Below are 10,647 nucleotides of genomic sequence, written 5' to 3' on the forward strand. Positions count from 1 at the left end.
AGTTCCAGTCACTCATTCCCCTGATCGACGAGCGGCCCCAGATCCACGACACCTATTGCCGGGAAGACGCGACGATCCTGCATATCCCGCGCGACGCGTTTGTGTCGGCGCTCCAAGGAGACCCGACCCTGTCCTGGGAGATCTTGCGGCTTTTGTGCGCCCGCTCCAGGCGCCTCTACGAGTCACTCGGGGAGAGCCACACCCTGGCCCTGGCCCCGCGGCTGGCGCGCATCCTGCGCGGGTTGTTTGCGGAGCACGGGGCGCAACTGGCCATCGGCCAGGAGGAGCTCGCAGACATCCTGGGAGCCACTCGCCAGAGCATCAACCGGGAGTTGAAGGTCCTGGAGAAAACCGGCGCCATTGCACTGGGTCGGGGCAAGATCAGCCTGATCCAGGCCGAGCGGCTTCGGGAAAGCTGCGGGGTTGCGGTCTGATCGAGTTGTATGCGGCCTGTACGGGCTACTACATGGCCTCGGGATATACCCGCCATTAATTAGGGGCGGCAATCAAATTGGGGGCCAATTTGATAAATAATTCCGAAATATTCCTGCCCAGTTGGACGCAGCGCAGCAAACAAACCACGCAGCGAATCAAATATTGCCGGGTAGGCATTATCGAGGGAGTCACAATGACCCAAGCTCAGGATACCTACGAATACCAAGGCCACCATTACGAACTTGTCAAGTCGGCGGTTTCCTTCCAAGACGCGCTCTTGCTCTCCGAGACCCGCGTCTATCAAGGGATGCAAGGTCACTTGTTGACGCTGAGCGACCACGCGGAAAGCCTCGCGCTCTGGACGCAATTTGTTTTCCCTTATTACTACTCGAATGAGAGGGCAACACCTTGGATCGCGCTAAGCGACAGTGTGTCCGAGGGCACTTGGGTCTGGATGGCTGGCCCCGAGATGAACTCTGTCGCCACGTTCACAGACTGGGCAAGCGGTGAGCCGAACAACCTTGGCAATGAGGACTACGCGGTACTGCACTGGCAGAGGGAGGCTGGAGGCTGGTTCGACTACCCCTTTTCTGGGTATCAAGGGCTAGGGCAATGGTTCATCGTGGAGTATGAGCCTTGGGGCCTCCTCAACAAGTTGCCGACCGGAACTCTCTCCATCAGCGGTACCGCAACCCAGGGCGAAACGATCTGGGTTGAAAACAGTTTGGCAGACGATGACGGCATTCCCTCGTCTGGGCCAGGGGCGGTCCAATACCAATGGACGGCCAACGGTCTGGCAATCGCTGGCGCCACTAGCAGCACGCTTTTGTTGAGCCAGGCTTTGGTCGGCAAGGCAATCAACGTCGCCGTGTCCTACCAGGACGGTGGCGGTGTCACCGAACATGTTGTGAGCAGTCCCACCTCCGAAGTCTTGGACGCTGCCTTCGAAACAACAGGTGGCGTGATCGTGCGCGGGGTCGCCCGGCAAGGGGAAACGCTCACGGCGGTGTCCACATTGGCCGACTTGGATGGATTCACTTCGATGACCTACCAATGGCTGGCCGATGGCGTGGCCATTGATGGTGCCAACGCCTCCGCTTTGACGCTGACCCAGGATCAAGTTGGGAAATCAATCTCCGTCGCTGTGAGCTATGTCGAGGGAGATGGTGCCAGCGGAACAGTCACTGCCAGCGCCAGGGTCATTGCATCCCCGCTTGCATACGAACAGTCGAATGGGTGGTTCGCCAGTGGCGTACTTCACGAAATGACTGGGAGCGGTGGGGGACAGCCCTATGCGCTCGCAATCAGCGCTCCCGCCATGCAAGCTTACGCGGTATGGATAGACGATGCCGGACAGCTCAGATGGGTGGGCACGGCCAAGCCCTGGTCCTGGTTCGGCACCACAGCGCAATTTCTGACCAGCGCGGACATCGACGGGGATGGACGGCCCGATCTGATCGCTCGTGATCCACAGGGGCGGTACGGAACCTTCCTGCTGGATGCACCCTGGACACCTTACGACGTCCTCAGCTATAGCATGTATTTGCCTGAATTTGTCTCGTCGGGTTTAGACCAGGCGCAAGTGGGCAATTTGGCTGGAACCGCCCTTGTCAATGGCGATGCGTTCGCGGATTTGATTCTGATGAGCGATAACGGATGGAGCGTCGCGCTGGGCAACGGCTCCGGGGAGTTCAGCCTGACTGGCGTCACGCACGAGTTAGAAGGCAATCAGTGGTCCGGTAACCAAGGAGCCCAGATCCTGAGTGCTGACTTTAATCACGATGGTCATACCGACCTCGTCGTCAATGCCCGATTTGCGTCGCACCTGGAAGTGTGGCTAGGCGACGGGGAGGGGGGCTTCAGTGAATCATTCGACATCAGCTCCTATTTTCTGTATTCGGTTGATGTTGGCGACCTGAACGACGACGGCCACCAAGACCTCGTCCTCAGCGGCCGCACCTACCTGGGAGATGGAACGGGCTCCTTTCAGCCCGGCGCGCAGATCGTCGTGCCGGATGGGCGCAGTGTTTACGCCACCCGTATTGCCGACTTCAATGCCGACGGAATTCAAGACGTCGCACTTGCCCTGGACAGTGACGGCGTAATCCTCGCCATAGGCAACGGACAGGGAGGCTTTTCAAGCCAGACGCAAATCGGCCAAGGAAGCGGAGAGTTGACCTCCCTGCTGGCGATGGACATCAACGCCGACGGGCTGACCGATCTGCTGGCGTCGGGGTGGCTCGGAGGGACCAAGGTCTTCTATAGCACCGAGGTGGCGGCCGCTGTGGTGGCAAATGTCAATGACCGCCCCACGGGATCGGTGACGATCGCTGGCGTGGCCAGGGTGGGCAACACCCTCCAGGCGAGCGACACTCTGGCCGACCTCGATGGCATGGGGGCTGTCAGCTACCAGTGGCATGTCGACGGGCAAGACATCCCGGGCGCGACCGCCAGCACATACCTGCTGCAAGCGAGTGACGGCGGGCGGCAGGTGACTGTGGTGGCCCAGTACACCGACCTCGCAGGCACCCTGGAGAGCGCGAACTCGACCGGCGTCGTTATCGGAATTTCGCTGGCAGGGACTTCCGGCAGTGAGCGCCTAGTCGGGTCGGGCGGAAATGACCTGATCACTGGCGGCCTGGGCACTGACGCCATGGACGGCGGCAATGGCTCAGACCTTTACCTAATTGGGACAAGCTCAGAGCACGCCGCTGCCGAGGTCGCCGACAGCGGCACCTCCGGCATCGACGAGCTGCGCTTTGCCGCCACCGCCGCCTCGACCCTCACTCTTTTCGCCGGTGACACCGGCATCGAGCGGGTTACTCTGGGCACCGGCACCGCTGCTCAGGCCGTCACCACCGGAATGGCCGCCTTGAACGTCAACGCCGGAGCCGTGCTCAACGCACTGACCCTCCAAGGCAACGACGGCGCCAACACCCTCACTGGCACCGCTTTCGACGACACCCTCTTGGGCGGCGGCGGTAACGACGCCCTCAAAGGCGGTGGCGGAAACGACACCCTCACCGGCGGCCTAGGCCTGGACACCTTCACCGTCGCCGCAGGCACCGACACCGTGACCGACCTGGGCCAGGGCGGCACCGACGTGCTCAAAGTCTCCGCTGGCGCCACCGCCCTCGCCACCGTCCACACGGCCTGGACGGCGACATCGGCCAGCACCAACGCCGGCACCGCCAACCTCAGCACCAGCGGCTTGGCCGTCAACCTCGCAGCCATCACCTCCGGCCTGGGCTTTGCCGTCACCAACACCGGCGCAGCCACCACCCTCACCGGATCGGCCCTGGCCGATCGTCTGACCGGCGGTAGCGGCAACGACACCCTCACCGGCGGCGCGGGCAACGACACCCTCGCAGGGGCTGGCGGTGACGACCTCATCACCGGCGGCCTGGGTGTTGACGCCATGGACGGCGGCAATGGCTCAGACCTCTACCTAATTGGGACAAGCTCAGAGCACACCGCCGCCGAGATTTCCGACACCGGCACCTCGGGCGTCGACGAGTTGCGCTTTGTCGCCACCACCGCCTCGACCCTCACTCTTTTCGCCGGTGACACCGGCATCGAGCGGGTCACCCTGGGCACAGGTAACGGAACTTCAGCCATCACAACGGGATCCACTGCCCTGAACGTCAACGCCTCGGCCGTCCTCAACGCCCTCACCCTCCAAGGCAACGACGGCGCCAACAACCTCACAGGGACCGCCTTCGACGACACCCTCCTGGGCGGCGGCGGTAACGACAGCCTCACCGGCGGCTTGGGCAACGATGTCCTGCGAGGCAGCTCGGGCAACGACAGCCTCACCGGCGGCGGTGGAGTCGATCGCTTCGTATTTGATACCCTGCCCAACGCCACCACCAACCGCGACACCGTCACCGATTTCCTGGCGGGTGTGGACCTGATTCAGCTGAGCAGGACCGTGTTTGCCGCTCTCGGATCGGGCGAGACGCTAGGGATCGAACAATTTCTCTCATCGTCGACAGCCACCCGCGGGATGGATGCCGATGACCGAATCATCTACAACACCGCCTCCGGCGCCCTGTACTACGACCAAGACGGCAGCGGCGCCACCGCCGCCGTGCAAATTGCCCTGCTGGGTGCGACCTCCCATCCCTTCATCGGGTATCTGGATTTCCAGGTGATTGCCTGAGTCTGAAGCACGCTCTGAAGCGGCGAGGGTCAGGAGCCAGTGCTTGGCGTCACTGAAGAAGCCGCCGGCCGCTCCGGCAGCCGCACCCGGAAGTGCCGCCACAGAATGTCGGCAATGTTCTCGTAGCAAGAACCAAAGCGCAGCACCTGCAGGGTCTCGCAATCAAGCAAGGTAGAGGAGGCCTGCCAGGGGTGGTACTTCACCAGGCCGTGGTCAATGACCACATCGGCAATCGCCCGAATCTCCGGTTCGATGTCCTCAACCCGGAACTTGGTGCCGTGCAGCGAGAGGTTGGCGGACGACCCAAAGAGCAGGGTACCGGTTTCGAAGCTGAGCGCGGTGATGGCCCGGTGCAGGGGGCCGGCGTTGAGCAGCATGAGCAGGGTGCCGCCCTTGGTGCTGCGCTCATAGATGTCGGGGTCGAGCTGGCGCAGCAGAGGATGCTCGGTGTCGCAAGGGGCGACCAGGCCCAAGGGCAAGTCATAGTCGCGCGTGATGGCGTCGACGATTTCCCGGCCACGGCTGCTCACCTTGTGCAGGGCCTTGTGCAGGTCGTCGTTGCCCAGCATGGCATTGAGTTTCTGCGGGGCGCGGCGCTTGGTGTCGAAGATTTTGCGCAAGGCCAGCGGTTGGGCGGCGATGAGCGAATAGCCCACGTCGTTGGGCAGGATGGCGATCCCGCCCGCCTGCATGGCTTGCAACGCCCGGCGGGCGTCCTGTTCGGGGTGAAGCACACTCATCGAGAGGTCCGTGTCTTACCGGGTTTACGAGATTCGGCCTGAGAGGCCGGGGGAGATCCAGCCGGGGGAGTGACTGAAGTCGAGGCCTTGCCAGCGAAGATCACCTGCTTGCCGGCGAGGATGTGGGACTGCATGGCCGCCCGTGCCCACTCGCTGTCGTGGCGACGAATCGCTTGGACCAGGTCCTGGTGCTGCGCTGCGCTGCGGCGTAGGTCGTCGCGGTCGTAGCGCGCAAAGGTCTGGTGGACCATCGGCACCTGCACCACAGCTACCAACAGGGACGATAGGCGCTGGTTGCGACAGGCGGAAAGAATCTGCTGATGCAGGTCGTTGTTGGATTGGGCTATGAGGTGGCGCTGACGGTCGCCGCCCCGGGTGCCGGCCTCGGCGCCGACCTTCTCCACCAGCGCCGAAAAGCGGTCGGCCTCGCGCGCGATTTGGTCGATGTCTCCGTCGGTAGCACGTTGCGCCGCCAATTCGCAGGCATAAGACTCAAGCATCACGCGGACGTCGAAGACCTCCAGCAAGTTGTCGTCTGACCAGTCGATGACCATCGCCCCCCGATTGGGGTGGAGTTCAACAAAGCCCTCCAGCGCCAGCACGTTGAGGGCCTGGCGCACCGAAGTGCGTGAGACCTGTGCCAGTTCGGCGATTGCCATCTCCCGAATCCAGGCCCCTCCCGGGTAGGTGCCCTTGCGAATGCCATCTCGGATGACCTCGCAGGCCCTGGCCACGTTGGCGGTGGCCTGGATCGGCTGACTCATATTCACCGCCAGTATTCGGGGCGAGAGAAGCCTTTGGCCTTGGGGTCGGTCTCGACGAAGCGGCGGTACTCCTGCGACTTGTAGCCAGTCACCAGCTTGTTGACCAGGTCGCTCTTGGCCACGTCTTGGCGGGCGACCAGGATGATGCGGTACTGGGGTGCGGGATCTTCCATGGCCAGGGCGGAGCTCAGCAGCATGCCGGCGGCGAGTACGTGGTTGCCCAGGATGGCAGCAGCGTCGACCTCAGGCATGGCACGCGGCATTTGCGGCGCGTCCAGCAGCACGAGCTGCAGGTTCTTCGGGTTGCCGGTCACGTTGCGCTCGGTGGCGCGGCCGGGAGCGACGGCGGGGTCGAGGGTCAGCAGGCCTTGCTGCTGCAGGAAGGCCAGGGCCCGGCCCATGGAAGTCGGGTCATTGGGCACCGCGATCTTGGCGCCATTGGGCAGCGCCTTGAGGTCCTTGTGCTTGGCGGAATAGACACCCAGCGGCGCGCTGGGCACTTGCAGCACCTCGACCAGGGTGGCCTTTTGCTGCGTGTTGAAGCTGTCCATGAAGGCGCGGTTCTGGAACACGTTGGCGTCGAGCGAGCCGTCCATCAGCGCGGTATTGAGCTGAATGATGTTGGAGAACTCGGTGGCCTGGACCTTGATGCCTTGGCTCTCGAGATAGGGCTGCACGCCGCGCTTGAACTGGTCAGCGTAGGGGCCGGGGAAGAAGCCGATGCGCAGCACGGCCTGGGCTTGGGCGAGGCCGGCGCTGGTCAGAGCCAGTGCAGACAGCAGGGTGAGAACGAGGCGACGAGGTTTCATGGGTATCTCCTGTTGAAAAAAGGGTTGTGGAACTGCCTTGCGTGAATCAGGTGCGCTTGTCCGAGCGACGCACCAGCCAGTCTCCCAGCCACTGGGTGGACTGGACCAGCACGAACATGATGATCACGCACCAGATCATCACGCCGGTTTCGAAACGGTAGTAGCCGAAGCGGATGGCCAGGTCACCCAGGCCGCCCGCGCCCACCGCGCCCGCCACCGCCGAATAGGCGATGAAGCCGGTGGCGGTGACGGTGAGGCTGCCCAGGAGAGCGGGCATCGCCTCCGGCAGCAACACCCGCAGCACGATCTGGGTGGGCGAGGCGCCGCAGGAACGGGCCATGTCGACCATGCCGCGCGGAACGTCGCGCAGGTTCTGTTCGACCAAGCGCGCAAAGTAGGGAATGACCGCAAAGGACAAGGCCACCGCCGCCGCCTTGGGGCCGATGCTGGTGCCCACCACCAAACGGGAGAAGGGAATCAGCAACACCAGCAAGATGATGAAGGGGAAGGAGCGAAGCGCGTTCACCAGGTAGCTGGCCAGCTTGTGCAGCCAGGGGCGCGGGTAAAGGCCGGCGGGCGCAGCGAGAAACAGCATCACCCCCAGGGGCGTGCCCAGGACCACGGCGCTCAGCATGGTCACGCCGACCATCAAAAAGGTGTCGAGCGTGGCCTTCCACAGGTCGGGGCCGAACTGGACCAGGGTATCGAACAAGGCGTTCAAGCGTCCTCCTGCGGCAGCACGGTCTGGTCGGTCCAGCCCTTGGCGGTTTCGAAGAAGAATTTGCCAAGCAAGCTGGCCGGTTGCGGCGCACCCATGTCGATGCGATCAACCACCCGCCCTTTTTCCAGCACGATGGCACGGTCACACAGGTAGCTGGCGACCTTGATGTCATGCGTCACGATGACCAGCGTCATGCCGCGTCGCTCCTTGAGCGACTTGAGCAGGCGCAGGATAGACAAGGCGGTGTGCGGGTCCAGTGCCGAGGTGGCCTCGTCACACAGCAAGATGCTGGGCTCGGTGGCCAGCGCGCGGGCAATGGCCACCCGCTGCTTTTGGCCGCCCGAGAGCTGCGCCGGATAGGCCTCGGCCTTGTCGCTCAGGCCCACATCAGCCAGGGCCTGCAGCGCGCGGCTGCGCACCTCGTCTCCGCCGCGGCCACTCACCTCCAGGCCGAACATCACGTTCTGCAGCGCGGTGCGGCTGGACAGCAGGTTGAACTGCTGGAAGATCATCCCCACCCGCTGACGGACCTGGCGCAGGTCGGCGTCGCCCAGCGTGGTGATGTCCTGCCCCTGCAGCAGCACACGCCCGCCACTGGGCGCCTCCAGCCGGTTGATCAGGCGCAGCAGGGTGCTCTTGCCAGCACCGGAGAAGCCCAGCAGGCCCACCACCTCGCCGGCGTCGATCCGCAGGTCAGTGGGGTGCAGGGCGTGGACCGCGCCTGTGCCGGCGCCAAAGGTCTTGGACACCTGCTCGAGCACGATCATCGGCGCCGCGCTGCCGGGTGGGGAATCCGTTTTTTCAGGGCTCATGAGGTTCTATTCAATTCGGTTCGGTTCGGTCGCTTCGGTCAATCCTTGTTCACCGTCCGCCAGGCGTCGACCACCTCACCGAGGCGCGGCGTCCAGACCTGGGGCAGCGACAGCGCGTGATCGAGCATGCGTTCGAAGCTGGCAATGCGCAGCGGCGCCCCCATCACCCATGGCCGCACCGCGTGGTGCAGGAGCCGCGCGCTGCGCTGGCTGTCGCGTGCTAGCTGGTCCAGGGCCTTGCGGTAGTGGTCCTCGAAGAGGTCCAGATTGCACATGCGGTTGATCAAAACGGTCTGGTCGTCGAAGTCGGCCCACAGGGGCGTGGCCACCAAAGCGCCGGGCGTCGTCATGGGATACGGCTGCTCGTCGTTGGCCCAGTCCGAAAGGTACTCGACGCCGTATTCCCCGAGCAGTTGCGGGGTCAGCGTGGACTCGCTGTAGTCGGCGCCAAACCAGCCGCGGGTGTGGACGCCGCAGGCGCGCAGGCGCGAAAGGGTTTCGGCGATGTAGGCGCGCTCTTCGTCTGGCGTCATCGCGCTGGTCTGCGGCCGGGTGACCGAGAGGCCGTGGGCGACAAACTCCGCCTCGTCAGCGCGCAGCTGGTCGATCAGCTCCGGGTACTGCTCCGCGGTCAGTGCGTCGACCGCCACCGTAGGGCGAATGCCCCGCTGGCGCAGCGCGTCGAGCAGGCGATAGATGCCAACCCGGTGGCCGTATTCCCGGGTGGACACCCGCGAGATGTTGGGGAAGTCGCGAATCAGCCCGCCGCCCACGCTGCGCACCTGGGGCCAGCCCTCGGGCAGCGGGTCCTCGTAGGCCTCCAGCACCAAGAGCGGCACCACCGCCAGCTGTCCCGGCCCAGGCCAGCGCAGCACCGGCCGCTCGGGCAGCGGCGACCAAGCCAGGTGCGGGTGGTCGTAACCCGGCTGCCCGTTCGCCGGCCAGGGGCCGGGCTGGCGATCCGTCGGCGGCCAGGTGGCCGGCACCGCAACACGGGCGCTCTGGGCGCGCGCCAGGGCCTCGTCGGCACGCTGCTGCACCGCCTGCGCATGCGCCAGCTGCTCGTCGTAATGGTGCTCGAGGAAATGGTGCGCCATCTCGTCGGCGGTGGCGAACCAGACGCCTTCATGGCCGGCGATGTGGTCGAGCACTTCGCGCAGATGGCCAATGTGATGAGGCTGGCCAATTTGGTAAGGGTGAAGGGCGATACACAGCACCCGGCCGCCCTCGTCGCTTTCGGCATAGAGCCGGTCGAAGGCGTCCTTGCAGGCCTGCACGAAGTAGGGCCCGCCATAGGGCCGGCCGTCCCACAGCGGGGCGTCGTTCAGGTCATAGGAATAAGGCAGCGAGATGAGCCGATGCCCCGGAACCAGAATCGGCACCGGAATGTCGTCATGCACCCAGTCGGCGTGATAGACCATGCCGGACTCGGCGATCAGGGCGGGCGTGCGCTCGGTGTTGGTGATGGCCGGGGTGAGGATGCCCTGCAGGTCCATGCCCGTGTGGCGCTTGAGCGCCTCGATGTTCTCCCGGTAGAAGGCGCGCTCCTGCGCCTCGTCCATGCCGTAGAGAAAGCGGGTGTTGTACAGGCCGTGGCTCATCACCGCCCAGCCCCGGTCGCGAATGAGGCGGCCAATCTCGGGGAAGTGGTCCAGCATCCCCAGGTTCAGGGACACGGTGGGGCGGACCGGATAGTCCTGCAGCACTTCGTCCATGCGCCACAGGCCGACCCGGTTGCCGTAGTCGCGAAAGCCGTATTCGCGCACATCGGGGTGCTGGGGCACGCGGTCCCAGGTCTCGCGCCCCACCGCCGGCGGCGGGGTGTACTCGTAGAACTCGATGTTGGGAACGATCCAGACGGCCAGCCGCTTGCCGCCCGGCCAGCGCACCGGCGGACGCCCCGGCACGGGCGCGTAGCGCACAAAGTCGCGGATCGATTTCATTGCGCAGCCTCTGCGCCAGCATCAGCCGGCGTCGGCCAGCCGAGCGCGCGGACATCCGCGTGCTGGGGCAGACCCATCCAGTCCAGATAGACCGCCTCCGCCTGCACCGCCGACAGACCGCCATAGCCGGCAGCGTCGATGAACTTGGCGTGCACCTGCTCGGCCGACATGGGCAGGTCGGCATGCCCGCGCGGCCGGCGCACCTCGGGCGAGGCCAGGACCTGCCCGTCTTGCAAATGAACCCAGAGCTGGTCAAAAGGC

The 10,647-nt window shown here is 64.6% G+C and carries 8 protein-coding genes and 1 pseudogene; 2 read left to right on the top strand and 7 right to left on the bottom strand.

Going from position 1 to position 10,647, the window contains the following annotated elements; genetic code table 11:
* A partial coding sequence (locus tag QE494_RS14355; protein ID WP_300044277.1) for a Crp/Fnr family transcriptional regulator occupies positions 1-434 on the top strand: 434 nt, incomplete at its 5' end.
* Positions 435-628: 194 nt separating this feature from the next.
* Entirely contained in the window at positions 629-4,597 is a 3,969-nt protein-coding gene (locus QE494_RS14360) for an FG-GAP-like repeat-containing protein (RefSeq protein ID WP_300044278.1), read from the top strand.
* Positions 4,598-4,626: 29 nt separating this feature from the next.
* On the opposite strand, the gene QE494_RS14365 is transcribed toward QE494_RS14360, so the two are convergent.
* The 7 genes and pseudogenes from QE494_RS14365 to QE494_RS14395 form a co-directional block, all read right to left on the bottom strand.
* Positions 4,627-5,337: a Sua5/YciO/YrdC/YwlC family protein gene (locus tag QE494_RS14365; RefSeq protein WP_300044280.1), complete on the bottom strand. Its 711-nt coding sequence runs from the start codon at positions 5,335-5,337 to the stop codon at positions 4,627-4,629.
* The gene (locus QE494_RS14370) at positions 5,334-6,101 is read right to left on the bottom strand and encodes a GntR family transcriptional regulator (RefSeq protein WP_300044281.1); all 768 of its coding nucleotides are present in this window, start codon (positions 6,099-6,101) and stop codon (positions 5,334-5,336) included. The genes QE494_RS14365 and QE494_RS14370 overlap by 4 nt, the downstream gene beginning before the upstream one ends.
* Positions 6,102-6,103: 2 nt before the next feature.
* Positions 6,104-6,910: a MetQ/NlpA family ABC transporter substrate-binding protein gene (locus QE494_RS14375; RefSeq protein ID WP_300044282.1), complete on the bottom strand. Its 807-nt coding sequence runs from the start codon at positions 6,908-6,910 to the stop codon at positions 6,104-6,106.
* Positions 6,911-6,956: 46 nt separating this feature from the next.
* The gene (locus QE494_RS14380) at positions 6,957-7,622 is read right to left on the bottom strand and encodes a methionine ABC transporter permease (RefSeq protein ID WP_300044285.1); all 666 of its coding nucleotides are present in this window, start codon (positions 7,620-7,622) and stop codon (positions 6,957-6,959) included.
* 5 nt (positions 7,623-7,627) lie between these two features.
* Positions 7,628-8,443: a methionine ABC transporter ATP-binding protein gene (locus tag QE494_RS14385; protein ID WP_300044283.1), complete on the bottom strand. Its 816-nt coding sequence runs from the start codon at positions 8,441-8,443 to the stop codon at positions 7,628-7,630.
* A 38-nt stretch (positions 8,444-8,481) separates the two neighbouring features.
* Positions 8,482-10,386 carry a polysaccharide deacetylase family protein gene (locus QE494_RS14390; RefSeq protein WP_300044284.1) on the bottom strand — a complete coding sequence of 635 codons (1,905 nt, stop codon included), beginning with the start codon at positions 10,384-10,386 and terminating at the stop codon, positions 8,482-8,484.
* A pseudogene (locus QE494_RS14395) lies at positions 10,383-10,647 on the bottom strand (hypothetical protein); the annotation flags it as partial. The pseudogene QE494_RS14395 and the gene QE494_RS14390, both read right to left, overlap by 4 nt.

The sequence above is a fragment of the Ramlibacter sp. genome (assembly GCF_029866045.1).
In the GTDB taxonomy this organism is placed as follows: Bacteria; Pseudomonadota; Gammaproteobacteria; order Burkholderiales; family Burkholderiaceae_C; genus Ramlibacter.